Here is a 26,321-nt window from a genome sequence, read left to right on the forward strand (position 1 = left end):
TAACTGGGAAAGGCCACATCAGGGGATTAATGGTAAAAAGCCCATTGATATGGCTACCCTAAACAACAAAAATAATCCCTAATTCTGTTACCGAATTATCTAACCTTTACAATTGCGAGGTACTAAGCAATCGCACGGGAGCAGAGGTGCTATGCGAAACCGCCCCGTACAGTTCGCGATTGCTTCGTACCTACCCATGACAAGTTTAAAATGGGTGTCATGCTGAGCCTGTCGAAGCATGGTGGGTAGGGCCTCTGCGCGCTACTCTTCGACAAGCTCAGAGTGACCGGTCCGCCCGCAAATGTCATATCTCCTTCAGAGGCCTCGGCTTTTATTACTCGCAATGACGTTATTTACATCCTTCCCAAAAGCAATCCTCTTGCAATAAATACCAATTTAAATAGCAAATGCTATTTAAAATTCTATTTTTGTATCCACAAAAAATAAGGTCACTTTGTAGGTGACCGGTTAAACGTAATTTTATAAATTTAAAATCATAGTTGTAGATGATTAACATTACACTTCCTGATGGTTCCGTTCGTCAGTATGACAAGGGAATCACTGCCGCACAGATCGCACTATCGATCTCTGAAGGATTAGCACGTAACGTATTAGCGGCCGAAGTTGACGGCCAGGTTTGGGATGCAAGCCGCCCTATTGAACAGGACGCGCATGTAAAACTATTAACATGGAATGACGCCGACGGCAAATCAACATTCTGGCATTCATCGGCCCACTTAATGGCTGAGGCGCTTGAGGCTTTGTATCCGGGTACTAAATTCGGTATTGGTCCGGCTATTGAAACCGGTTTTTATTACGATGTTGATTTTGGTGACAAGGTTTTATCTTCTGACGAGTTTAAACAGATCGAAGATAAAATGATCGAGCTGGCTAAAACCAAAGAAGAGTATATCCGCAAACCGGTGAGCAAAGCCGATGCGATTGAATATTTTACTGAAAAAGGCGACGAGTACAAGTTGGATTTGATCAAAGATCTGCCAGACGGTGCCATCACTTTTTATTCGCAAGGTAATTTTACCGATTTGTGCCGCGGACCACACATCCCAAACACAGGCTTTATTAAAGCGGTTAAACTGATGAGCCTTGCCGGTGCTTACTGGCGCGGTGATGAAACACGCAAGCAGTTAACCCGTATTTACGGCGTTACTTTCCCTAAAGCCAGCGAACTAACTGAATACCTGCACATGATCGAAGAAGCTAAAAAGCGCGATCACCGTAAGCTGGGTAAAGAATTGGAACTGTTCGCTTTTTCAGAAAAAGTAGGTATGGGCTTACCATTGTGGTTGCCTAAAGGAACTGCTTTGCGCGAGCGTTTGGTAAACTTCCTGCAAAAAGCACAGGTTAAAGCCGGTTATGAGCAGGTAATCACTCCGCATATCGGTCATAAAAACCTGTATGTAACTTCGGGCCACTACGAAAAATATGGTGCCGATTCGTTTCAGCCAATTAAAACTCCGCAGGAAGGAGAGGAGTTCTTCTTAAAACCGATGAACTGCCCGCACCACTGCGAGATCTATAAAACAAAACCACGCTCGTACAAAGACCTGCCGGTTCGTTTTGCAGAGTTTGGTACCGTATATCGTTATGAACAAAGCGGTGAGTTGCATGGTTTAACCCGTGTACGTGGCTTTACTCAGGATGACGCGCACTTATTCTGCCGCCCGGATCAGGTGAAAGAAGAGTTTAAAAAAGTGATCGATCTGGTGTTATATGTATTTAAAGCTTTAGGTTTTGATAATTATATTGCACAGGTATCATTACGCGACCCTGAAAACCGCGCAAAATATATCGGTACAGATGAGAACTGGGCTTTAGCCGAGAACGCGATCATTGAAGCTGCTGCCGAGAAAGGCCTGCCAACTGTTGTTGAATACGGCGAAGCTGCATTTTACGGCCCTAAGCTCGATTTTATGGTGAAGGATGCCTTAGGCCGTAAATGGCAGTTAGGCACAATCCAGGTAGATTATAACCTGCCTGAGCGCTTTGAACTGGAATACACTGGCAGCGACAATATGAAACATCGCCCGGTAATGATCCACAGGGCACCGTTTGGCTCGATGGAGCGCTTTATCGCGGTGCTAATTGAGCACTGTGCCGGTAATTTCCCGTTGTGGTTATCGCCCGAGCAATTTATCATTCTGCCCATATCAGAAAAATATGAAGAATATGCAAAAAAACTTTCTGATATCTTAAAAGATTCCGATATTTGCGGGCTAATCGACTTCAGGGACGAGAAAATAGGCAGAAAGATACGTGATGCTGAAGTTAAAAAAATCCCTTATATGCTGATTGTGGGTGAAAAAGAAGCTGCCGAAGGGCTGGTTTCTGTCCGTAAACACGGTGCCGGCGATCTGGGAAGTATGAGCATAGAAGAATTTAAAGAACAAATAACAAAAGAAATAACAGTATAACTTGGCATTAAACAAACCTTTCAATAGAGGACCAAGGCTTCCTTTTAAGAAAAAAGAAGCTGAACACAACATTAACCAATTCATTAGGGCTCAGGAAGTTCGCCTTGTAGGTGATAACGTTGAGCAGGGTATCTTTTCATTAAGAGACGCGCTCGCTATAGCAGCTGAGCAGGAATTGGACCTGGTTGAAATATCTCCAAACGCCGTACCTCCCGTTTGTAAAGTAACTGATTACAATAAGTTTATTTACGAGCAAAAGAAAAAGCTTAAGGAAATAAAAAGTAATGCCAAGCAAACGGTTATTAAAGAGATCCGTTTCGGACCGAACACTGATGACCATGACTTTGAGTTTAAACTGAAGCATGCCATCAAGTTCCTTGAATCGGGAGAAAAGGTTAGGGCTTACGTACACTTTAAAGGCCGTGCTATTGTTTACAAAGAACAAGGCGAGATCTTACTGCTTCGTTTTGCTCAGGCATTAGAAGAAGTAGGTAAAGTAGAGCAATTGCCAAAGCTTGAAGGAAAAAGGATGTTTTTAACCCTTGCCCCTAAAGCAGCTAAAAAATAATTTGAATTGCACCTGCCGCAAGGGAGGTGCATTAAAATAAAACGTTGAGAAACGTTAATTATCTAAACACAAATAAATAGAGTTATGCCAAAAATGAAAACCAATTCCAGTGCAAAAAAGCGCTTTAAGCTTACTGGAACCGGTAAAATCGCAAGAAAAAACGCATACAAAAGCCACATCTTAACCAAGATGTCGACAAAACGTAAGCGTGCCCTTGGTCAAACCAGCTTAGTATCTGATGCCGACATGGGTAACGTAAAACGTATGCTTTGTATCGGAAAGTAATTCACATTTTTTAAAAACCAGGTAATAGAGTTTTAAGTTCGGCACTCAAGATGCAGGCACTCACTACCAAAAAACAAACAAGATGCCACGTTCAGTTAACGCAGTAGCGTCGAGAAGACGCAGGAAAAGGATCATGAACCTCGCCAAAGGTTATTGGGGTTCACGTAGCAAGGTTTATACCGTTGCAAAAAACACAGTTGAAAAAGGTTTACAGTACGCTTACCGCGACCGTAAAACCAAAAAGAGAGAGTTCAGAGCTTTATGGATCCAACGTATCAACGCTGGTGCCCGTCAGCACGGAATTTCTTACTCTCAGTTAATGGGTAAATTAACTGCTAAAGAAATTGGTTTAAACCGTAAGGTATTAGCTGATTTAGCAATGAACAACCCAGATGCTTTCAAAGCAGTTGTTGATGCAGTAAAATAAATATCGTTTAGATAATATCCAAAAAGGGCCGCAATTTGCGGCCTTTTTTATTTTACGGAATTTGATATCTTGCATTAAATTCCTGAACCAATGAAATACCTACGATTTCTGGCATTACTAATACCTATAAGTTTTGCTTGCATAGAAAAAGATCAGGCCCAATCAAAGTTAGAGAACACGCCCACAACTATAATAGTTAGTTATGGATATGTGGGCTGTACCTGTGCGCAATGGGTAATTAACGATGATAGACTAAACACAACTAAAGCAGAGTATATTTATCTTGAACAGGGAAATAAGAAACTGATCAAGGCAGATGATCTACCTGATGGCCTCCATAGTATGAGGATTAAAGTAACCGGATATTTTTACAAGGAAAAAGGATTTCCACGAAATTATACACCTGCAAAAGGTGACCCCGAACCTGCCAGGGTATTCAGGTATTCTAAGATACAAAAAGTCAAAGTAAAAGGCGCAAATGGGTAATATGCCATTGCGCCTTTAATGTGTTTATTAATGATCATTCAATAATGATCACCTCAGTAAATTCATCAGCATCATTATTGATATCCATGTACTGCTTAAAGTTTTGAATATCCTTATCAACCATGCTTTTAAATACAGGGTTTAATATTTTAGCTATTCCGGCTCCAAGCCCTCCTGCGGGTGGCTGATAGCTGATCACCACATCAACTACAGTTCCTGTACCATCAACGCTATCCTGAAAACGCACCTTGCCAGCGTTATTGATCATCGAATCGGGCAGGGAACTCCAGCCAATCATCTCGTTTGGTTCATCGTGTACAATTTCGGCATGCCAACTCACCGTGGCCACATTTTGCGGTAGCTTTAAAACCCAGTATGAGTATTTCGAATCGATAACTTCAACACTTTCGAGGTGCTTCATAAATAACGGAAGGTTATCCAGCTTGCGCCAAAAATCATAAACCTTTTGTCTCGGCTTATCAACGGTAAACGACGAACGGATATTTACATTGATTGGATTTGTAGAGAGTTTACCAATACGTTTATATAATTCACAATGCCCTGTTATGCCACGGTTTAGCAGGTAACCGCCTGCGCCAATCTTCACGATGCTGGCTAAAGGGTTACTGAAAAGATTTTTAAATCCCGAAAAGCCGATCTTCATTCCGCCCGCTATTGAAGTAATACGCTCTGGCCAATTCAGGTTTATGCGGTCGTCTCCGTAAAGTACGGGATAGTTATCGGTATATTTTACTATTGTAGTTGCCATAGGTTTTTAATAGTTATGTGTTTAAAACACTGTAGCTATCGTTAAAGTTTTGTTTAAGTGAATTTTATTGCTTTTTAGTGTAAGTGTGGCTTCTCATATCGATGGTTCATGCTAAAATTTTGCCCTTGTGAGGTACTTACTGTACCTTCGCAACGCTTTAGGTTTCATTAAGCATTTAATGAATTAAAAGGGAATACGGTGCAAGTCCGTAACTGTCCCGCAGCTGTAAGCTCTGTAACCTTGGTCAAATCAACAATGTCACTTCTTGTAATGCAGGAGGGAAGGCCAGACCAATAGGGGAGTAAGTCAGAAAACCTGCCAAAGCATAGTAAATTATTCAAAGCTTTCGGGGATTGAAGCTTGAATGCGAATGCTCATCTGTTTGGCGTATTTTCATTTGTGCTCATTTCCGTGTTAGCTTTTTAAAACACATTTATTTCATTGATAAATACTACATGGAAAAAAACTACTTGAAATTTTTATTCGGTTTGGGTTTGGCACCTTTTGTGGCGCTTAGTTCGGCCCAGGCGCAGGATACCACCAAAACGTTAAATACTGTTGTTGTTACGGCAACACGCTCACCTAAAAAACTATCAGACATTGTTAGGGTGGTTACTGTGATCTCTTCTGCCGAGATCAATCAGGCGCAGGGCAAATCGTTACCGCAGTTATTGAACAATGTAGCGGGGCTCACCTTTTCAGGCGCTAATAATGCGCCAGGTATTGCCACTTCCGTTTTTTTGCGTGGCGCATCAAGTGGTAATACGCTTATTTTAGTTGATGGCTTCCCGGTAAATAACGCCGGAAGTATTGATGGTAGTTATGATCTTAACGCGTTCTCGGTTGATCTGATCGATCATATTGAAATCCTAAAAGGTAGCGGATCTACTTTGTACGGTTCAGACGCTGTTGCAGGCGTGATCAACATCATTACCAAAAAAGCTAAAACCCAGGGCTTAACCGGGAGTTTAATGTTTACCGGCGGTAGTTATAATACCTTTAAAGAAGCAGCTTCGGTAAGTGGCAAGTTAAAAAATACCTCCCTTGCTGTTAACCTATCCAATACCGATTCCAAAGGTTTTTCGGCAGCTACAGATAAAACAGGGAATGACGCCTTTAAGAAAGATGGTTTTCATCAACGTTCGGCAAGTGTAAACCTCAGTCAAAATTTATCAGAGAAGTTTATCCTCAATGGTAATTTCCAGGCAAGCCGTAATACCGGCGATCTGCCTTACGGCGCTTTTGCGGGTGATAACGATTACACCTATAAAAACACATTCGTATTTGGCGGCGTAGGTGCAAAATTGATCTTACCTAAAGGCGATCTGAATTTAAACATATCGCAAAACACAGTTCAGAATAATTTTACCAATTTACCAAGTGACAATGATAGCACTCACCAGGTAACTAAAAATACAGGGCGCATAACCAATGCCGAGGCTGTATTTAATTATCAATTGAATAAATACCTGGATATCACGAGCGGCGCGGCTTTTAAATATAGTAATACCAGCCAGTACAGTCTGTACGAAGCTGCCGGTTATGCAGGGCCGCCAAGTATTATAAAAGCGGGCGATACGCCAACCAATATTTTTAGCGCCTACACATCATTGTTTTTTAAGTACGATATATTTCACCTTGAATTAGGTGGCAGGTACAATCATCACAACAGGTATGGCGATAAATTTACCTATACAGTAAATCCTTCTGTCTTCCTGGCCGATCAGTTTAAGATATTCGGTACCATTGCTTCTGCATTTAAATCGCCATCGCTGTATCAACTATATTCTGAATATGGTAACCAAAAGCTAAACCCGGAGATCACTACGTCTTATGAGGCAGGGTTTGATTGGGAGATTGTTAAAAACGCTTTGTCATTCAATACAGTTTTTTTTAAGCGAAATACAAAAGATGTAATTTACTTTAAGAACATTAATGATTTTCCTTACGGCATATACGAAAACGGGCAATTGCAAAAAGATAAAGGTTTTGAATCTGAATTGAAGTATCATGCGAATGGAATAAGCGCTTCGGCATATTATGCCTATGTAACCGGTAAGCTAACCAACGAGATTGGAAGTCAAAGTGATAACCTGTTCCGCAGGCCAAAAAATACTTTTGGGGCTAACTTTAGCTATCAGTTGTTAACCGGTTTACAGTTTGGCGTTAACTATAAATACACCGGTAATCGTACCGATGTGGATTTCAGTTCAGCCTCGGGACAGGCGCTTTTAAAACACTACAACCTGGTTGATCTGCACCTGGAATACAACGCCACCAAAAATCTAAATATTTTTGGCGACCTGAACAACGTTTTTGATACTAAATACGTAGACTGGTTAGGATACAATACCCGCGGCATCAATTTCGTGCTCGGTGCCAGGTATCAATTTAAATAGCACATTCCAATTATCCGGATTTTATAATTAATTTTACGGCATATGACCACTAAAGATAACTATACACGTAATTTGTTTTTAATAGCAATTATACTGGTTGCTGCTGCTTTCAGGCTATTGGCATTTGAGTATAAGGAGTTGAGCAATTTTAACCCGGTAGGCGCTATCGCTTTATTTGGAGGCGCATATTTTACATCTAAGTGGAAAGGTTATGTTACTGTGCTGGCAACCTTGTTTACTACGGATGTTATTATCAATTACCTATATACTTCAAAACTTACTTTTTGGTACAGCGGTGCGGAATGGGTTTATGGATGTTTCGCATTAATGGTATTGGTTGGCAGTATGTTAAAAGTGGTGAATGTTGCCAATGTTTTATTGTCATCAATTGCTGCGGTGCTTATTCACTGGTTAATTACTGATCTGCCTTGGTTGTACGGTACACTTTATCCGCATACCCTGGCTGGTTATGGCGAATCGTTAGTTAAAGCTATTCCTTTTGAGCGTAATATGGCAATTGGTACTTTGGTGTTCAGCGCTATTCTTTTTGGCGGTTTTGAGTTAGCTAAAAGTAAGTATACCGTTCTGCAGGATAAAAAGCAACTGGCTTTATAAAATAAAAGCATTTAAATTTAAAGCGGATTGTTGTAAGGCGATCCGCTTTTTTTATGACCTCGCGGTCTTTCATCTACATCAATTAAAATGAAAAATATAGTTGTATTAACAGGTGCGGGCATCAGCGCCGAAAGTGGGTTAAAAACATTCAGGGATAGTGACGGCCTTTGGGAAGGTTACAATATTGAAGATGTAGCCACGCCACAAGCCTGGGAATGGAACCCGGTGATGGTGCAGCAATTTTATAACGAACGCCGTAAAAATGTACTGGATGCCAAGCCCAACGCCGCTCACTTTGCACTTGCAGCTTTAGAAGAGAAACATCGGGTAACCATTATTACCCAAAATATAGATGACCTGCATGAACGTGCCGGCTCAACCAATGTTGTGCATTTGCATGGCATCATCACCCGCTCGCAATCAAGCGTTAATCCCGAGCTTACTTATCCCATAGATGGTTGGGAACTAAAAATGGGCGATAAATGTGAACTTGGTTCGCAGTTACGTGCGCACGTAGTTTGGTTTGGCGAACCTGTACCAATGATTGAGCGGGCCGCGATGATCTGCGCGGGTGCTGATCTTTTCATTTTAGTAGGATCGTCACTTGCAGTTTATCCAGCTGCCGGGTTGATCGGCTACCTTGATCCGGAGGTTCCTAAGTATATTATCGACCCGAAAATACCTGAAGTTAATGTGCGCGGGCCGGTTATCAAAATAGAAGAAAAAGCTTCGGTTGGATTAACTGAGCTTGTAAGTAAATTATTGAACGAATAAGCTAAACCAACTTAATTTGAAATGCATTTTTAACTGGAGCGGCGGTAAAGACAGCGCCCTGGCCTTATACTATTGTCTTCAGGATCCCGATATTGAAATCGCCTACCTGGTAACTACTGTTAACGACGCTGCCGACAGGATCTCCATGCATGGCGTACGTACCGAATTATTAATTGAGCAAGCCGCGAGTATCGGTATTCCATTGTACCAGATCCGTTTACCAGAAATGCCCGGCATGAAGGAGTACGACGAGGTGATGCGCCATCATTTATCCCACTTTAAAAGTGAGGGCATCACTCATTCTATTTTCGGAGATATCTTTTTGCAGGATCTGAGAGATTATCGGGATACTCGACTAAGCGAGGTCGGTTTAACCGGACTGTACCCTTTATGGAAACGCGATACCCGTGAGTTGATCAACGAGTTTTTAAGGCTTGGTTTTGGTACGGTGATAGCCTGTACCCAGCAAAGATTAGAGCGGATAGTAGGGCGGGAGATCAGTCCCGAATTGATCGATTCTTTGCCTGGTGACGTTGATGTTTGCGGTGAAAACGGCGAGTTTCACACCTTCACTTTTAAAGGCCCCATTTTTAAAAGAGCCATCGCTTACAAAACAGGCGAAAAAGTTTTTAAGGAATACAAAGCCCCAAAAAATGCTGATGATTCCTGCGTTTCTTCAACCGATGAAAAACCTGCCGGCTTTTGGTATTGCGACCTTTTACCTGCTTGATTCTTCATCCAAGCCGATAGCAGCGTAAATGCATTGTGTAAATATTGTTATTTATTTGGCCAATGCGAAGCCTTCAGTCCATGTGGCTAAAATCAATTTGGTTTAATAAATTGATTTTTTGATATTGGCCGATCAATGATCTTAAAATAGTTAATTCGTCAACTCTATATCATAACATCTTTTCTATGGATTCTATAACATTTTCAACTATCGCTCAAATTATAAAAACACGCCGTTCGGTTAAACCAGCTGCCATGAACGGTCATAAAATACCTAACGCACAAGTTGCGGCCCTGCTTGAACTGGCCGATTGGGCGCCCACCCACGGTTTTACCGAACCATGGCGCTTTGTTGTGTACGAAGATCCTACCGTATTTTCGGCCGAGCATGCTGAGGTGTATAAGAAAAGCGTATCTACCGAAGATTTTAACGAAACTACCTACAACAACCTTAAAAATCTGGGTAACAAGGTATCGCATGCTATTATCTCGATAATGAAACGTGGTGACCTGCCGAAGATTCCGCAGTTTGAGGAGATCGCCGCGGCATCAAGTGCCATTCAAAACATTCTTTTAGGGGCAACGTCGTTAAATATCGCATCGTTCTGGAGTACCGGTGGTGCTATCCTGAAGCCTGCTTTTAAAGATTTCTTAGAATTGGGCGAAGAAGACGTTGTAATGGGGGTGCTATACCTTGGTTATGCAGACCAATATCCCGAAGGAAAACGTACAATTCCGCTTGAGGACAAAGTAAAATGGGTTAAATAATTTAACCCATAACCTTTTCTTTTTTACGCCCGTATAAAACTGGGTTTTGTTACTTAACTTTTAACTTATTTTCATTTTAGTAAAAAATACCTTTTTATTAACTTGCATTTTAAGTTTTAAAGTATATTTTTGTGTTAACCTGTTAATAGCAGGTTAACCAACCGTTCAAGACCTGTTACTATACCCTAATTAATTAAAGTTGAATTAAACTCAGGCAAAGCGTATGAGGAAACATTTCTCGTGGGTTACCATGGCGGTATTCTTTTTTTCTGCAACAATTTTAAGCTGGAAATCGGATGGTGCAAACAGATTAGTGAGTGTAAGAAAGAATGTAAATTTTACTCCAAAAGAATTATTTGATCAATACGTAAACACCCTTTACCAGGCAGCACAGCTACAACAAGCCGGTTTAGCGTTTGATGTATTTGAAAAAGCGGTTACCGGTTATACTAATTTGAAGTTAAACCATGTAGTACCCGAAAATAGTTCGGTTTTAACGGTGATTGATTTTACCCGCTCGAGCAGGGAAAAGCGCATGTGGATTGTTGATCTGCTTAACAGGCAGTTGTTAATGAATACATGGGTAGCACATGGATCGGGCAGTGGCGATGAGATGGCAAACAGTTTTTCGGATAGGAACGATTCGCACCAGAGCAGTCTTGGTTTTTATGTTACCGATAAACCATATATTGGTAAACATGGTCGCTCATTATACCTGGATGGGATGGACGAGGGTTTTAATTCAAGTGCACGTATGCGCAGCATAGTGTTACACGGCGCAAATTATGTGAGCCAGGCGGCTATTAATGAGCAGGGTTTTTTGGGTAGAAGTTTCGGATGCCCTGCAGTATCGCCTAAATTGGTGAACAAGATAATTAATACAATAGAGGGGAAAACAGTAATGTTTATCAACGGCAATGATATGTCGTACACCTCAAAATACCTGGATGAGGCTGGGCCGTTTAGCTTAATGGCCAATGCCGATACAACAGCATTTGATTCGGTTAAATTTTAAATCCAAACCAAATATAAACCAAATCATGAAGCCCGGCTTACTTTGCAGTTTGCCGGGCATTTTTATTATTTAGCCAATACGGGTTGCAGGTGCGAGTACAATACAATATCTAAACCGTACACATCGGGCCGGTATTGGATCACTCCATTCCCATCAACCCAACAGGTTACGTAAGTGATATAGATGGGAGTTTTCTTTGGTAGACCGATATTTGTTGGCTCAGGTTTGTTTACTATCATATCGTTAGATATGGTATCCAGATCCGCACCTTCGCCAAACAGGTTAGTTGCCAGTCCGAGCGGATCGCCCAAACGTACACAGCCATGGCTTACTGCTCTCATTGTTTTACGGAATGCTGCTTTGTTAGGTGTATCATGCAAATAAACGCTGCTCCGGTTTTTGAACAGGAATTTGATTTTTCCTAATGAGTTATCCTCTCCTGGACGCTGTTTAAATTCGTACTCTAGGTTGTTAGGTGTAACCTGCGACCAATCAATCGTTTCCGGATCGGCTATTCGCTTACCATCTTTAAATACATCGATGTTTTTGTTAGCAAGATAAAAACGATCTTCAGCCGCTTCAACAATGATCTCTTTAGTGGCTATACTGCGCGGGATGTTCCAAACCGGGTTTACCTCAACGCTATGGATCACACTATTCAGAATAGGAGTTTCGCGTGGAAAAGGCTTGTCTGCGCGGGCTGTATCATCAAAATGCTCCAGTGTATTTTGGTTTTCCATGTTACGGCCCTGGCCAACGCAAACCTTCATGTTTAAAACAGATTTGCCATCTTCCATTACATCCAACCTGAAATCGGGAATATTTACGATCACGTATTTAGGTTCGTAAGGTTTATTTCTCCAACGCAAACGTTCAAGGCTCACCAATAAATAGCGCTTACTTTCTTCGCGGCTCAAACCTTCAATGGTGGCGCTATCGCGATATGCTTTTTGTATGGCTAAGTATTGCGGGCTTTTAGGTTGGATGCTATCAAGGTATGTTTTGAAGCTGGCAGTGCCCAAAGTGTTAAGCATCCCTAAGCTATCTGGCCTGCGGGTAGCCATAAAGTACCTGGAATAGATCTTTTTAGGATTAATAACTCCGTATTGAATCGCGTTTGAATATTTTACAAGTGCACCGGCAGATAGGATCTCCAGTTTAGCCACTGTTTCATAGCCTTCCTCAATGGTTTTTATAGCCGTTTTATCTTTCAGTTTAGCTACAAGGGTTTTAATTTCCTCGGTTGGATAAATGGAAGGATCAAGGCCATGTTCGTTGAGCCTGTTGATGTATTCGGGCAGGGCGTCCAGATCGCCGTTGTTGAGGTGGTTTACAACCAGCAGCGGCTCGTATTCATTTTTTTTGAAGAACGATTCGATAACCATTGGGTTGGCTATCTTTTTCCTGTATTTGGCAAATACACGTTTAAAAACAGGCAGGTATTCGGCTGTATCGGCCTTTTTAAAAATTTCGTTTTGGGTAACCCTGAACATCTCATCGGCAATTACCGAGTGTTTCTTTTTACAACTTTGTAAGCCAAGCAACACGATCAGGCACGTGGAAAGTATAATGGGTATAAAATGCTTTCTAATAGGGATAGGTATCATATTGCTTTGAAGATAGTTAAATATTGCACATGAATAGCAATAGCCATACCATAAAGCACCATCCTTTTTATTTATTTTTGAAAAACGCCCGTTACAATCGTTAAACCAAATAATCAGTTTAATTAGAATGAAAAAACTGCTGCCACTTACATTGCTCATCGCGCTGCCTTTCATGGCTTTAGCACAAGGTTTTAAACCAGTAAATAAAGAAGCATCGCCCGAGGTAAATAAATTGCTCGGCTTTTTATATAGCATAAAAGGCAAGCATATTTTGTCAGGTCAGCAGAATTATAACAGCGATCGTGACGTTTTTTCAGACAGCGCCAAAGCTATCACCGGGCAATTCCCCGCTGTGTGGGGTTCAGATTTCATGCTTTGGGGAGATAAAGACCTTGGTCCCGACCTGGTAAAAACCGCTCAACAAAAATGGCAGGATGGTTACCTGGTTACCCTAATGTGGCACCAGGGCAGACCTACCGATAACCCACCGTACGGTTGGAAGGAAAGTATCCAGGGCAAACTAACCGATGCTCAATGGCAGGAACTGGTTACTCCCAATACCGAGCTAAATAAAAAATGGCTTGCACAAATTGATGTAGTGGCCGGATACCTGAAACAACTTAGAGATGCGCATGTACCGGTACTATGGCGGCCTTACCATGAAATGAACGGGGTTTGGTTTTGGTGGGGAAATAAGAAGGGAAGTAACGGCATTATCAAACTTTGGAAAATGATGTACGATAGGTACACCAACTATCATCATTTAAATAACCTGATCTGGGTTTGGGGGCCGAATGGCTTACGCGATTTGCCATTGGATGAGGCTTATGATTATAAAGATTTTTACCCTGGCGCTGATTACGTAGATATTTTAGGTGCTGATATTTATCATTTTGACTATGAGCAACGGGACTATAACGATCTGTTAAAAGTGGCCAACGGAAAGATCATAGCCCTAACCGAAACCGGCGAATTGCCAAAGCCCGAGATACTGGCTGCCCAACCCGAATGGGCTTGGTTTATGGTATGGACAAGCTGGCTATGGACAGATAATACCCACGAGCGTGTAAAAACTATTTACGGCTTACCACAAACCCTTAACCACGAAGCAGTGAAAACCCTGTTAAACAAAAAATAATGTCCGCTACTAAATTACCCGAAGTATGGCTCCGCGGCCCGCTTAATGATGTACCGCCTTTATTGCAACCCGTTGCACATGCGTTGCTGCAAGCCCGCGAAGAATTGAATGAATTGATGACTGGTTTTCCCGATAATTTGCTTTGGGAAAAAGTTGCTGGTATGGCGTCACCGGGTTTTCATTTGCAGCATTTAACAGGCGTGTTGGACAGGCTTTTTACTTATGCTAAAGGCGAGTTATTGAGTGAGGAACAGTTAGCTTATTTGGCCGCTGAAGGAAAACCCAATGGCGAAGAAATTGCCGCTGCATCTTTAGTTGATGCTTTTAATCTGAAAATTGATAAGATAATTCAGCAGCTTAAAACTACTGACGAATCTACCTTAACCAATTGGAGAGGAGTGGGGCGTGCGCAACTGCCATCTACAGTAATTGGTTTATATACACATTCGGCCGAGCATACGATGCGGCATTTGGGACAGCTTATTGTTACCGTGAAGGTGCTTAGGCAGGATAAATAACCGATATGGATCGCTTATATAAACGTGACACCTACGGAGTCAAGAATCTTGCGTTAAGGTTTCTATAAACACGTTACTCCTACGGAGTGTTATCCATAACCAAAACAAACTCCGTAGGAGTAACGTGTTTATAGCTGATGAAGAAATGATTGAGGGCTCCGTTAGGTGCCTCGTGTATTTTGCTGATTTATATACCTCTACTGGTCGAAGTTTAGCGATAGCGTAACTTCGTCCTAAACTGTGTTAAGCTTTCAGCTTAACTTTATAAGATCTTACTTTACTATTTTCGAAATCAAATAACTTTAGTGCCGGACTACGGAAGCAGAATGCTTCCAATAGTTTAGGACGAAGTTACGATATCGCTAAACTTCGACCAGTAATTGGAGTACTATGTTTGTAGCCCATCGAAATAAAGGTTTCCGGCTCCGTAGATGCTTCATGCTTTTTAAGAATTTAAGGCCACTACGGCCGCATCTTTGAGGTTTTGTGAGCGATAAATTGCTTCTGCATCCGGATGTTTGTTTTTCGGATCGTACAGAAAAGTATCGATACCTAATTCATTTGCGGCTTTTATTTCAGACTCAGGATCATCGCCAATAATCAACACGTCCTCAGGCTTAAAATTATATTTCTCCAATATCGATGCAAAAATGTCCTTTTTAGTTAGCGGAGAAAGCGCCGGATCAACAATATGGATCGCCTCAAAATCACCTTCAATATCCAACATCCTAACTTTGCTCCATTGTAGTTTAGTAAAGCCGGTGGTAACTAAAAACCTGGTAATTTTTGCCTCGCGGATATGGGTGTAATCGTCAAAAGGCTGGATGGGTAGGTTGTATTCGATATTGTTTAGCAATGCAAGTCCTTTGTTTTTTAAACTTTCGCTAAAATTGTGCTTATCGGCTACTTTTTGGTAGGGGATGCGCTTCAGATCTTCTTTGATGTTATAGATAAGATTAGCATCATCGATATGCTCATTTAGAAAACTGAACAACTCATGGAATAACTCGCCGGCGATAGAACTTACCGGGTATATCGTATTATCAAGATCTAATATGAGCGCTTTTTTCATAGTTTCAAATTAGGGCAAAACCGGGACTTTTTTATCTGTAGGTATTGAGCGTTTCATAACATAATAGCCAATGGCAACCAGGAAGCAAACGCCACCAAGCAGCCACCACAACATTTCAAAGCCGCCATAAGCAATTACCTGGCTGCCAACAAAGGGCGCGATGATCTGTGCGCCGGCCCACGACATTGCATATAAAGCGGCATATTCGCCACGGTTCCGCACGTTAGATCTTGCTATCCAAAATGTATTCATAAAAGGCATGCTCAGCATTTCGCCAAGGGTTATCATAGTTACCACAAGGATGGCCACCCATGCTGCATGCGGCATAATGTTTAATAAAGCAAAGCTGCAGGCTGCTACCAATATGCCGGATATGATGTACGTTAACGGATGCTGTTTACCATCAAGCCAATTGATCAGGATCATTTCTACCAGCACGATCAGTACGCCGTTCAATGCTAATAAGAATCCGATAAAGCCTTCGTCAAAGTGCCACTGTAGTTTGTAAAATACAGGCTGCATTATAAAAAACTGGAAAAAGCAGGTAGCAAACAGCGTGGCTAATAAAATAAATATCAGGTAAGTACCATCTTTGTAGGCAGACGAAAATACTTCATCAAAGTCGGCAGCGGCTTTTTTAATGGTTTTTGCAACGCTGGCCCGCGGCATCAGCGTTAGCAATAACAAACCGGCCAAAATATTGGTGCAGCCATCAACCCAAAACAATAAATGATAATCTACCTTAGCCAATACGCCACCTAAACCGCCGCCAAAAGCCCATCCCAGGTTAGTGGCCAAACGGTTGAGCGAGTATGAACGGGTTTTAGTTTCTTCCGAACTGTAATGAGCTATAGCTGTTGAGTTTGCCGGTCTGAATGATTCATTGCAGATGCTTAATAGCAGCGTAAAAATAGCTACTTTGATAAAGCTGTGTTGGTACCCGAGTATGAGGAACAACAACCCACCGCTAAGCAAAGCGCCAACCTGCAGGTCATAAAAACCTATTTTGTTGATCAGTTTACCACCAATAAACCCGCCGGATACAGCACCCACGCCAAAAATGGCCATAATATACCCCGACTGCTCAATAGTAAAATGAAGCTGACGAATGGTATAGATGGTCATGAAAGGCACTACCATGGTGCCGGCACGATTGATAAGCATTACAATGCTCAGGTACCAGCTGTTTTTTGAAAGTCCGCTATAGGCTTGTTTGTATAATTGGATAAGATTGGTAAACATAGCCTTACAAAGATAGGAGAAGATGTGCAAATGCGCGGATGTGCAGATATGCAAATATGCAAATTGTAAATTATGCAGATGTGTTAATGAGGAACCATTTGCACATCTGCATATTTGCACATCGGTTAATCTAACCGCGCGTTTTTGTTCCTAAGCCAATGATCGGCCAGAACAAGGGCTGCCATTGCTTCAACAATAGGCACGGCACGCGGAACTACGCAAGGATCATGGCGACCTTTGCCCGAGATCTCGGCGGCGTTACCCTCGCTATCAATAGTAGCCTGATTTTTCATGATGGTAGCAACCGGTTTAAAGGCTACCTTAAATTCGATAGGCATACCATTGCTGATACCTCCCTGGATACCACCAGAGAAATTGGTGATGGTATGTACATCGCCTAAATGCGATTTTACAAAGATGTCGTTATGTTCTGAACCGCGCATTTCGCTGCCTTCAAAGCCTGAGCCAAATTCAAAGCCATGTACAGCATTGATGCTTAGCATAGCTTTGCCTAAATCGGCATGGAGTTTATCAAACACCGGTTCTCCAAGGCCAACAGGGCAGTTTTTTACGTAGCAGCTGATCTTGCCGCCAACAGTATCGCCATCTTTACGTACGCCATCAATAAACTCGATCATTTCTTCGGCTGTGGCCGGATCGACGCAGCGAACAATATTCTTTTCGCGTTCTTCAATAAATTCAAGCGGATCTGTGATAGATACGTTAGGCGCGTTGATCTTACCTACGCTGCTTACATGGGCAACAATTTCGATGCCTTGAGTTTTAAGCAACAGTTTGGCCAAAGCACCGGCAGCTACACGGGCCGCAGTTTCACGAGCTGACGAACGACCGCCGCCACGGTGGTCACGGATACCATATTTGGTTTGGTAAGTATAGTCGGCATGCGACGGACGAAAAACATCTACGTTATGACTGTAATCCTTCGAGCGCTGATCTTCATTAGGGATCAGCATAGCGATAGGAGTGCCGGTAGTTTTGCCTTCGAAAGTGCCAGATAAGATCTTTACCGTATCGCTCTCTTTACGCTGTGTTGTTATTTTTGACTGACCGGGTTTACGTTTATCCAGTTCGCCCTGAATATATTCAAGGTCAACCTGTAAACCGGCCGGGCATCCATCTATAATTACACCAATGGCCTCACCATGCGATTCGCCAAAAGTGGTTATCCTGAATAATTGCCCGAATGAGTTACCTGCCATTTGTTTTTAGATATGAGATGTTAGATATGAGATTTGAGTCTGATATCTTTAATTAATTGGTTATTGTATTAATACCACGTCATTGCGAGGCACGAAGCAATCGCGAACTATACAGGGTAGACCTGCTAATCGGGGATTGCTTCGTACCTCGCAATGACGCGTTGGGGAAGGCTTAGTTATTCGCTTTATGCCTTAAGCCTTCTGCTTTAAGCTTCTTTCTCAACCACTTCAAACCCTTGCTTTTCCAGATCGGTCCAGAAAGCGGGGTATGATTTTTCAACTACCGGGCCGTTCTCAAATTCCATTTTTGGAAGAATGAGGGCCAGTGGCGCGAAGGCCATAGCCATACGGTGATCGTGGTAGGTGTTGATGAAGATGTTATCCGGGATAAACTTTCCGCTGCAATCTAAAGTGTAAACTTCATCTTTCTCAATTAGTTTAACACCCATTTTGCCAAGCTCGGTTTGTAAAGCTAAAATGCGGTCAGTTTCTTTGATCTTCAGGGTTTCCAAACCTGTAAATGATGCTTCGTAGTTTAAGGCTGCGCATACAACAATTACGGTTTGCGCCAGATCGGGGCATTCCTTCAAATCAAATTCGCGACGGGATATCGGTTTGTTCTCTTTTTTCAAATGAACGCCGCCATCTTTAAATTGCGAAGTGATGCCAAAGTTAGCCATGATCTCGGTGATCACGCTATCGCCCTGCAGGCTGTAAGCTGTCAACCCGCTTAAAAACAGTTCGGCCTCATCAGCCAAAGCAGCAATGGCATACCAGTATGAAGCCGCACTCCAATCCGGTTCAACACTTAGCGTTGTTGTAGCGAAATCCTGTTTAGCTATCGAAATTACATTGCCTTCCCAGTTATGCTTGATACCGGCAGTTTCCAGCATCGCCAATGTCATTTCAACATATGGGCGGGAGGTGAGATCACCTTCAATATGCAATTCCAAACCTTCGGGTAAGCTTGAGGCTATCAGTAGTAATGCAGTGATGTATTGGCTGCTGATATTGCCCTTTATGCTGATTTGATTGGTTTGCTGTTTAAAGCCTCCTTTTAGTTTGATTGGAGGATAGCTGTCGTTTTCTTCGTAATCAATATTGGCACCCAGTACGCGCAAGGCATCAACCAAAATCCCTATCGGGCGTTCCTTCATACGTTTGCTGCCGGTTAATATTACTTCATCCTGCTGGATAGCGTAATAAGCAGTAAGAAAACGCATTGCGGTACCAGCCGGGCCGATATCAACGATGTCTGATTTGCAGTTTTCTAATTCGGAATTATCATCAGCCAAAACAGCTCTGCTGCTTTTTCTTAAAATACCGGCTAATAAAACCGCATCGGCAGCATCAGAGATATTCTCAACAAATACCTTACCGTTGCTCAGCGCCTCGATGATGAGGGCACGGTTACACTCACTTTTTGAACCGGTGAGGTTAACCGTACCATTAACAAGTTTGTTGTTTCTTTTAAGAATGATGTTTTGCATCATTATAAAATTAAGCGTGTGTAAGTTTTTCTGCTTGTCCCTGGCTGGCTTCGGCATTCATAACTTCTGTTTGCCTGCGGATAGATTCGCTGTGAACCAACTCTAATAATTTCTCGGTAAACTCGCCGCTTAATTTCAATGCTTTACCATAGTTGGTGCGTTTTTGCAGGATCTCGTCCCAACGGCCAACTTGTAAAATGGTAATGTTGTTATCTTTTTTGTACTGACCGATTTTCTCGGCAATCTGCATACGCTCAGCAATTTTCTGGATCACCAGGTCGTCAATTTTGTCAATCTGGTTACGTAACTCAGCCAGTTTATCGTTTACTTCAGAGTTTTTAACTTCTGGTTTACGTAATGCCAGGTGGTTAATGATATCGGTAAGGGCAGCAGGGGTAACTTGTTGTTTAGCATCAGTCCATGCTACGCTTGGATCGATATGCGATTCGATCATTAAGCCTTGCATATCCAAATCTAACGCTTTTTGTGAAACGTAACCGATCAGGTCGCGGTTGCCGCTGATATGGCTTGGATCATTAATAATAGGCAATTCAGGAGCTAAAGTTTTTAGGCTGATAGCAACATCCCACATTGGTTCGTTACGGAAAGCCGATTTTTCGTATGATGAGAAACCACGGTGAATAGCCGCTAATTTAGTGATACCAGCATTGTTAATACGCTCTAAAGCACCAACCCATAATGAAAGATCAGGGTTAACCGGGTTTTTAACCATTACCGGAACGTCAACACCTTTAAGGGCATCAGCAATTTCCTGTACGGTGAAAGGGTTAGCAGTTGAACGTGCACCTACCCAAAGGATATCCACACCAGCTGCAAGGGCTTCTTCAACGTGTTTAGCAGTTGCAACTTCTACAGCGGTTGGCAAGCCGGTTTCAGCTTTAGCGCGTTTTAACCACTCTAAACCAATGCTACCGATACCTTCAAACTCACCCGGACGGGTACGTGGTTTCCAGATACCTGCACGTAATGCTGAAATTTTACCTGTTTGGGCTAATAAATGAGCAGTTGCTACTAATTGCTCTTCTGTTTCGGCGCTGCAAGGGCCAGAAATTACCAGTGGTTCGCTGCTTGTTTTGATCCAGCTGCTAAGCGGTTGGATATTTAAATTTAGTTTCATCGTGTTTTTTGTTTGTCCGGGGTTTAGCCGGGGGAGTTAGTTAATAATGTTTTATATGTAATTCTTTTTGGTTCTTGTTTTACGAGCTTATGCGTTGCGCCTGATATTGATATACTTGCGGATGCTTCGCTCGGCCCGGTGTTGTTTTGGCGGAGATGATGGCTCATCATCATGTCGCTCATATTCGCCCAGGATATTGAAATTGTGGGTGTATTTCAGTATCTGCCTGATAGAGGCATCATATTGCTTTTGTTCTTCCCACTCAATATCAACATAAAAATTATACTCATTACGTTTACCCAAAATAGGCATCGACTGGATCTTGCTCATATTCACACTTTCCTCAGCAAAAATATTAAGTACTTTGGCCAACGCCCCAACCTTATTACTCACCTGGAAACATAGCGAAGCTTTATTGGCCGGCTTTTTCTCTACGTTATCGTGCTGGGTAATGATCAGGAAACGTGTGAAATTCCTTTTGTTCGATTCAATGCGGCGTTCCAACACATCCAAGCCATAAAGCTGGGCTGCTAAAGCGTTGGCGACTGCTACAGTATCAGTAAGTTGCTCATCCCTGATGCGTTTTGCACAAGCCGCGGTATCGCTGCTTTCTACAATTTTAAGGTGAGGGTACTCATCAAAAAAATCAACGCATTGGCGCAGGGCGATGGGGTGGGAGGTTACGTACTTTACATCCTCAAACTTAACACCCGGCAAAGCCATTAGGTGAAGTTGAATTGGCAGGTAAATTTCGCCTACAACCGGGAAGCCATAATCAAGCAGCAAAGTGTAATTAGGGAGGATACTGCCGGCAATGCTGTTTTCGATAGCCATTACCACATAGTCGGCCTCACGTTTTTTCAGGCTCTCAAATGTTTGTTTAAAAGAGTTACACTCAATGGTTTCCACGTTATCACCAAAATAACGTAACGCGGCTTCCTCGTGAAAAGAGGCCTTGATTCCCTGGATTGCAACTTTTGGTCGTTCTATTTTCATAAACCCTGTTAAAGCAAAAAAGTCCCGGCTTGTGGGCCGGGACTTTTTGTATTTTTATATGTTTTGTTTAGTACATATTAGTCCCGGCTCTTACTGGTAAAGTAAAAGTAGTAACCAAAAAAGTATGCACCTGTTAATTTCATTGTTGTTTTTTATTACGCCGTAAATGTACGGTAAAAAAACAGTTTGTCAATAGATAATTTTATTTTTTGTAAAAAATAAAAGGTCAACCAAATTTAATTTGGCATTATGCGTATTTTGACTCTCCAAAAACGGTTTTGTGAATGTAACTTACTTTTATACCCAATTTTTCGGGAAACTTTTGAATGAGTTCGTGATCTCTGATCAGCATTTTCGGTTGAATAATTTCACCGTTTTTAAATATGATCCGCACATTGCCCATATCGCGATCTCCTTTTGCTGTCAGATACAAAAGTTCAACCACATCGGCCTTGTTGTATGTATTGATATGTTTTTCATCCGGTCCGTATGAAAACACGGTATTGCCCCGCGAGATCTGTAAGTATTGATTGCGGCCATTAATATTAACTAACGCTACATAGCCAAACAGTACTCCCATCAAAATCATAATTAAAACAACTATTAAGGAAGAGAAACCTCCATTAATATTCATGGCATGCATGATGAAATATGATAATCCAATTGTTATATATGCCGAAAACATCAAGGCAAAAGCTAACACCCTAACCGGATTTACACGGTACACAAAATCGCTGGTGATAAAATGCGGCTTGTTACCAATATTAAAGAAGTGCTTTTCGAAGGGTTTTAAGTCGAGTGCCTGATCAAAAAAGTCCTTCACCAAATTGCTCGCTTCATCAATATTAGGCGCATGGTATTCATAAAGATGATTGTGATTATCAAGATAATAAACACAGAACTTGCCATTAAAGAAAAGCCCCAGTTTAAGATAATTCAAATCATTATCAATAATAGTTACTGATGGCCCCGTTAACTGAATATCAGTTAAAGGTCGTTCAGCATTCCATGGGAAATCTTTGATAAGACGGATAGTTTCGTCTACGTCGCGCGGTTGCTCGTCAGAAAACTCACTTTTTTCGTAAGTGTTATGTTGTATTTTAGATATAAGCTGAAGCATCGGTTCAGGTAATTTATACGTAATTATGACCGCTGCTGATTAAAAATGTTACGCTGCTGTTTCGTGTTTTTTTTGCGCCTGTTCCATTTCCCTATACTCACGTTGTAATACGCGTGCAGTTTGTGTACTGCCATCATGGCTCCAACCCGGTGGATGAATAAAGTAGCCTATTTTCGATTTAAGATCGGGCGCATTTTTGGCATCGTGCAATAAAGCCTTCCATTCATGGAATAACACATTTACCGGCCCCATATCTTCAGGTTGTTTAGTTAAACCGTATTTAACAGGTTCGGGCAAATCCTCATCGCGGAAGGTGCCGAATAACCTATCCCATATAATGAGCACCATACCCATGTTTTTATCCAAATAAGGAATATTTGAAGCATGATGTACACGGTGATGTGCCGGCGTTACAAAGAGCCACCCGTACCATTTTGGCAATGGAATTTTATATTGCGTATGCACCACGTTGCCATAAAGCTGGGTGATGAGATAAGCATAAAGGATATCCAGGGCGGTAAAGCCCATTAATGCAAGCGGTAAATAAAAAAACACCCGGTATAAAGGCTCAAAAACTGTTGAACGGAAACCGGTAGTAAAATTAAAATGCTCGGACGAGTGATGGGTTACGTGCATGGCCCAAAACATGCGGCAGTAATGGCCGGTATAATGTAGCACCCAATACAAAAAATCCTGAACCACAACCAGTGTAAACCAGTACCAGAAAGCATTTTTAATTTGAAACAACCTGTAGTGCTGATAGGTATAATCGAGCACGAAAAATGTAAAAACCTTAACACACAAATTGGTAACAACCGCCAGCGAAGTAAGATAGATATTAGTAAGTGTATCGCGGGTTTCATAGTATTTGCGATCTTCCCAATAGCTCAAACCCATTTCAACCAGGGTTAAAACTACCAGCAAGCCCAGCAATACCAATGCTGTTTGATTTCGCGAATCTAAGTGTTGGAGCATTTTACAGATTAATGTAATATCTTAAACTATCGCAAAGTTCGTCGGCGGTACATAAATTGTCAATACTGTATTGGCCGATGTGTGTCAGCAAGGTGCAATTAATTTCGTTGCCTACGTTTTTCTTGTCCTTTTGCATGTTCAGCAACAACTCGTCAAAACTATCTTCCTTAATGGCGTACCTCGGGTACAGATCGCTAAATACTTTAACTATTTCGTTAAGCTCATCTAAAGGTAAACCTGCTTTCTTATGGGCGATGTATGATTCGCAAATCATACCAATAGCAATAGCTTCGCCATGGGTTAGGCTGTCTTCATCGTGCAGTAGTGAGTAAGTTTCTACAGCGTGCCCAACGGTATGGCCAAAATTAAGCGCTTTGCGGATGCCTTTTTCGTGCGGATCGGCTAAGGTGATCTCATTTTTGATCTCTACCGATCGGTGAACCAATTCAACCGATGGGTTTTTAAGGTCGCTTGTTTTAAGATTGTTCCAGTAAGCAGCGTCAACAATTAAACCGTGTTTAAGCATCTCGGCCAAGCCAGAAAGTACCTGGCGAGGGGGTAAGCTTTGCAAAAACTCGTGTGCCATAAACACAGCCTTTGGCATAGTGAATGTGCCAATGATGTTTTTGATGCCATCAACATCAATGCCTGTTTTGCCGCCAACAGATGCGTCAACCTGCGAAAGCAGGGTAGTAGGCACCTGCACAAAATCGATCCCTCTTTTATAGGTAGAGGCCGCGAAGCCCCCCATATCTGTAATAACACCGCCGCCAAGGTTAACCATCAGGCTTTTACGGTCGGCACCAAAATCGATCAGCATTTTCCAAATGCCAATGCAGAAATCGATGTTTTTGTTTTCCTCGCCCGATTGAACTTCGATCAGATCATAAGTAAGGCCTTCCAGTTTACTGGTAAGCAATGGCAAACAATGTTCGCCTGTATTTTCGTCGGTTAAGATGAAGAATTTTGTGTATTTACCTTTTTTAATAAAGTTTACTAATTCGTCAAGGCTGTTATCAAAATAAACCGCGTAGTTATCGCTTTGAATAGTGTTCATTATTATATCACAATAATTTTATTCCCATCAAACTCAACGGTATCGCCTCGTTTTACTTTAAGGCGTTTACGATAGTCAACCTCGCCATTGTATTTCACAAGGCCCTCGGTAACAACTATTTGCGCTTCGCCGCCGGTTTGTACTAAGTTCGCAGCTTTGAGTAGCTGGATCATGGGGATAAAGTCCCCTTCTAACTTAAATTCGATCATGGGATGGCAAAAATAAACTATTCATGCAATTATGAGTTATCATTTTATAATTTTGCAAATGACCTCTAACGAAAATAGCAATAATCAAGGGCAAAATACGCCCTCTTTCGAAAATACAGAGATAGCTTTCCGCCATTCGTCCGATACTGATCTGAACCGCGCTTACTGGCTGTTCAAAATGATAAACGTTAACTTTTTGGTAAAGATAGGCCCGCCGGTTACAAACTTCGCTATGAAGGTTGGCTTGCCTATCAAAAGCATTATCAAAGCAACAATATTTAAACACTTTTGCGGCGGTGAAACCATTGCCGAATGCGATTATACCATCAAAAACCTTTATAGCGGCCGGGTAGGCACTATTTTAGATTACTCGGTAGAGGGCGAGGAAGAAGAAGCCGTATTTGATAACACCCGCGACGAAATTATCCGCACCATTGAACGTGCCGCTAAAGATAAAGCCATTCCGCTTACCGTATTTAAAGTAACCGGGGTTGGTCGTTTCGGTTTGTTGGAGAAGCTTGATGCCCGCCTTAAACTAAGCGATACTGAAGAAGAGGAGTGGAGAAGGGTGCAAAACCGCGTATTGGCTATTTGCGATAAAGCTTATAAAGCCAATGTACCGGTAATGATTGATGCTGAGGAAAGCTGGATCCAGGACACCATAGATTTGCTGGCCCTTACCATGATGACCCAGTTTAACAAGCAAAAGCCTATAGTATATAACACCTATCAAATGTACAGGCACGATAAGCTGGCCTCGATGCTGAACGACCATGCTATTGCCCAAAGCGAAGGTTTTATATTAGGCGCTAAAATAGTACGCGGTGCCTATATGGAAAAAGAACGTAGGCGTGCCGAAGAAAAGGGCTACCCATCGCCAATTCAACCCGATAAAAAATCTGCTGATCTGGATTATGATTCGGCACTTGATTATTGCACCAGCCATATTAACGAAATAGCATTTATAGCCGGTACACATAATGAAGAAAGCTGCCGCTTGTTGGCCGAATTGCTTAATGCCAAAGGTATAGAACATAAACACCCGCACGTGTATTTTTCGCAACTGCTGGGCATGAGTGACAACCTGAGCTTTAACCTTGCCGATTCGGATTATAACGTAGCCAAATACGTTCCTTACGGACCGGTAAAAGCAGTACTTCCATACCTTTTCCGCAGGGCGCAAGAGAACACAGCTATAGCAGGCCAAATGAGCCGTGAGCTTGGCCTGATCACTAAAGAAAGAAAGCGCCGCAAGGGCGCTTAATTATAAAG

The 26,321-nt window shown here is 42.0% G+C and carries 26 protein-coding genes and 1 riboswitch; of the genes, 14 read left to right on the plus strand and 12 right to left on the minus strand.

Annotated elements, in window-relative coordinates:
• Positions 1–506: 506 nt before the first annotated feature.
• From thrS to AAFN85_RS25070, 5 genes are all read left to right on the plus strand, one after another.
• Complete coding sequence (gene thrS, locus AAFN85_RS25050; RefSeq protein WP_347530526.1) at positions 507–2,432, plus strand: threonine--tRNA ligase; 1,926 nt, start codon at positions 507–509, stop codon at positions 2,430–2,432.
• Position 2,433: 1 nt separating this feature from the next.
• Complete coding sequence (gene infC, locus AAFN85_RS25055; protein WP_347530528.1) at positions 2,434–3,000, plus strand: translation initiation factor IF-3; 567 nt, start codon at positions 2,434–2,436, stop codon at positions 2,998–3,000.
• Positions 3,001–3,084: 84 nt separating this feature from the next.
• Positions 3,085–3,285, plus strand: coding sequence for a 50S ribosomal protein L35 (gene rpmI / locus AAFN85_RS25060; protein WP_090525627.1), 201 nt, complete (start codon positions 3,085–3,087; stop codon positions 3,283–3,285).
• A gap of 82 nt (positions 3,286–3,367) precedes the next feature.
• Complete coding sequence (gene rplT, locus AAFN85_RS25065; protein ID WP_347530530.1) at positions 3,368–3,712, plus strand: 50S ribosomal protein L20; 345 nt, start codon at positions 3,368–3,370, stop codon at positions 3,710–3,712.
• A gap of 90 nt (positions 3,713–3,802) precedes the next feature.
• Positions 3,803–4,198 carry a hypothetical protein gene (locus AAFN85_RS25070; protein WP_347530532.1) on the plus strand — a complete coding sequence of 132 codons (396 nt, stop codon included), beginning with the start codon at positions 3,803–3,805 and terminating at the stop codon, positions 4,196–4,198.
• Between the two features lie 34 nt (positions 4,199–4,232).
• Here AAFN85_RS25070 and AAFN85_RS25075 read toward each other — a convergent pair whose 3' ends face one another.
• Positions 4,233–4,967, minus strand: coding sequence for an SRPBCC family protein (locus AAFN85_RS25075; RefSeq protein ID WP_347530533.1), 735 nt, complete (start codon positions 4,965–4,967; stop codon positions 4,233–4,235).
• 142 nt (positions 4,968–5,109) lie between these two features.
• A riboswitch (cobalamin riboswitch) is annotated at positions 5,110–5,305 on the plus strand.
• Positions 5,306–5,422: 117 nt separating this feature from the next.
• On the opposite strand from AAFN85_RS25075, the gene AAFN85_RS25080 reads away from it, so the two are divergent.
• The 6 genes from AAFN85_RS25080 to AAFN85_RS25105 all read left to right on the plus strand — a co-directional run bounded on the left by AAFN85_RS25080 (position 5,423) and on the right by AAFN85_RS25105 (position 11,267).
• Positions 5,423–7,366, plus strand: a complete 1,944-nt coding sequence (locus AAFN85_RS25080) for a TonB-dependent receptor (protein ID WP_347530534.1) — start codon at positions 5,423–5,425, stop codon at positions 7,364–7,366.
• A 42-nt stretch (positions 7,367–7,408) separates the two neighbouring features.
• Entirely contained in the window at positions 7,409–7,981 is a 573-nt protein-coding gene (locus AAFN85_RS25085; RefSeq protein WP_347530535.1) for a DUF6580 family putative transport protein, read from the plus strand.
• Between the two features lie 87 nt (positions 7,982–8,068).
• On the plus strand, positions 8,069–8,755 hold the full coding sequence (locus AAFN85_RS25090; protein WP_347530536.1) for a Sir2 family NAD-dependent protein deacetylase: 687 nt from the start codon (positions 8,069–8,071) through the stop codon (positions 8,753–8,755).
• A 16-nt stretch (positions 8,756–8,771) separates the two neighbouring features.
• Entirely contained in the window at positions 8,772–9,485 is a 714-nt protein-coding gene (locus AAFN85_RS25095) for a diphthine--ammonia ligase (protein WP_347530538.1), read from the plus strand.
• Between the two features lie 185 nt (positions 9,486–9,670).
• Positions 9,671–10,252, plus strand: coding sequence for a nitroreductase (locus tag AAFN85_RS25100; protein WP_347530539.1), 582 nt, complete (start codon positions 9,671–9,673; stop codon positions 10,250–10,252).
• A 223-nt stretch (positions 10,253–10,475) separates the two neighbouring features.
• On the plus strand, positions 10,476–11,267 hold the full coding sequence (locus AAFN85_RS25105; RefSeq protein ID WP_347530541.1) for a murein L,D-transpeptidase catalytic domain family protein: 792 nt from the start codon (positions 10,476–10,478) through the stop codon (positions 11,265–11,267).
• A 65-nt stretch (positions 11,268–11,332) separates the two neighbouring features.
• Here the strand turns inward: AAFN85_RS25105 and AAFN85_RS25110 are convergent, their stop codons facing one another.
• Positions 11,333–12,874, minus strand: a complete 1,542-nt coding sequence (locus tag AAFN85_RS25110) for a L,D-transpeptidase family protein (protein ID WP_347530543.1) — start codon at positions 12,872–12,874, stop codon at positions 11,333–11,335.
• Positions 12,875–13,001: 127 nt separating this feature from the next.
• Between AAFN85_RS25110 and AAFN85_RS25115 the strand changes: the two genes are divergently transcribed.
• Both AAFN85_RS25115 and AAFN85_RS25120 read left to right on the plus strand, forming a co-directional pair.
• A complete protein-coding gene (locus tag AAFN85_RS25115) occupies positions 13,002–14,012 on the plus strand; it encodes a glycosyl hydrolase (protein ID WP_347530544.1) in 1,011 nt (336 codons plus the stop codon).
• The gene (locus AAFN85_RS25120; protein WP_347530545.1) at positions 14,012–14,530 is read left to right on the plus strand and encodes a DinB family protein; all 519 of its coding nucleotides are present in this window, start codon (positions 14,012–14,014) and stop codon (positions 14,528–14,530) included. The genes AAFN85_RS25115 and AAFN85_RS25120 overlap by 1 nt, the downstream gene beginning before the upstream one ends.
• Before the next feature lie 445 nt (positions 14,531–14,975).
• Here AAFN85_RS25120 and AAFN85_RS25125 read toward each other — a convergent pair whose 3' ends face one another.
• The 10 genes from AAFN85_RS25125 to AAFN85_RS25170 all read right to left on the minus strand — a co-directional run bounded on the left by AAFN85_RS25125 (position 14,976) and on the right by AAFN85_RS25170 (position 25,049).
• On the minus strand, positions 14,976–15,602 hold the full coding sequence (locus AAFN85_RS25125; protein ID WP_347530546.1) for an HAD family hydrolase: 627 nt from the start codon (positions 15,600–15,602) through the stop codon (positions 14,976–14,978).
• 9 nt (positions 15,603–15,611) lie between these two features.
• Complete coding sequence (locus AAFN85_RS25130) at positions 15,612–16,844, minus strand: MFS transporter (RefSeq protein WP_347530548.1); 1,233 nt, start codon at positions 16,842–16,844, stop codon at positions 15,612–15,614.
• Between the two features lie 125 nt (positions 16,845–16,969).
• A complete protein-coding gene (gene aroC, locus AAFN85_RS25135; protein ID WP_347530549.1) occupies positions 16,970–18,064 on the minus strand; it encodes a chorismate synthase in 1,095 nt (364 codons plus the stop codon).
• 206 nt (positions 18,065–18,270) lie between these two features.
• Positions 18,271–19,557 carry a 3-phosphoshikimate 1-carboxyvinyltransferase gene (gene aroA, locus AAFN85_RS25140; RefSeq protein ID WP_347530551.1) on the minus strand — a complete coding sequence of 429 codons (1,287 nt, stop codon included), beginning with the start codon at positions 19,555–19,557 and terminating at the stop codon, positions 18,271–18,273.
• 7 nt (positions 19,558–19,564) lie between these two features.
• The gene (locus AAFN85_RS25145) at positions 19,565–20,692 is read right to left on the minus strand and encodes a chorismate mutase (RefSeq protein WP_347530552.1); all 1,128 of its coding nucleotides are present in this window, start codon (positions 20,690–20,692) and stop codon (positions 19,565–19,567) included.
• 87 nt (positions 20,693–20,779) lie between these two features.
• The gene (locus AAFN85_RS25150) at positions 20,780–21,688 is read right to left on the minus strand and encodes a prephenate dehydratase (RefSeq protein WP_347530554.1); all 909 of its coding nucleotides are present in this window, start codon (positions 21,686–21,688) and stop codon (positions 20,780–20,782) included.
• Positions 21,689–21,935: 247 nt separating this feature from the next.
• Complete coding sequence (locus tag AAFN85_RS25155; RefSeq protein ID WP_347530555.1) at positions 21,936–22,808, minus strand: hypothetical protein; 873 nt, start codon at positions 22,806–22,808, stop codon at positions 21,936–21,938.
• A 48-nt stretch (positions 22,809–22,856) separates the two neighbouring features.
• The gene (locus tag AAFN85_RS25160; protein WP_347530556.1) at positions 22,857–23,783 is read right to left on the minus strand and encodes a sterol desaturase family protein; all 927 of its coding nucleotides are present in this window, start codon (positions 23,781–23,783) and stop codon (positions 22,857–22,859) included.
• 1 nt (position 23,784) lies between these two features.
• Entirely contained in the window at positions 23,785–24,840 is a 1,056-nt protein-coding gene (aroB, locus tag AAFN85_RS25165; protein WP_347530558.1) for a 3-dehydroquinate synthase, read from the minus strand.
• A gap of 2 nt (positions 24,841–24,842) precedes the next feature.
• Positions 24,843–25,049, minus strand: coding sequence for an RNA-binding S4 domain-containing protein (locus tag AAFN85_RS25170; protein WP_347530559.1), 207 nt, complete (start codon positions 25,047–25,049; stop codon positions 24,843–24,845).
• Between the two features lie 58 nt (positions 25,050–25,107).
• On the opposite strand from AAFN85_RS25170, the gene AAFN85_RS25175 reads away from it, so the two are divergent.
• Positions 25,108–26,313, plus strand: a complete 1,206-nt coding sequence (locus AAFN85_RS25175; RefSeq protein WP_347530561.1) for a proline dehydrogenase family protein — start codon at positions 25,108–25,110, stop codon at positions 26,311–26,313.
• Positions 26,314–26,321 lie beyond the last annotated feature (8 nt).

It is taken from the genome of Mucilaginibacter sp. CAU 1740, assembly GCF_039839285.1.
Taxonomy (GTDB): domain Bacteria; phylum Bacteroidota; class Bacteroidia; order Sphingobacteriales; family Sphingobacteriaceae; genus Mucilaginibacter.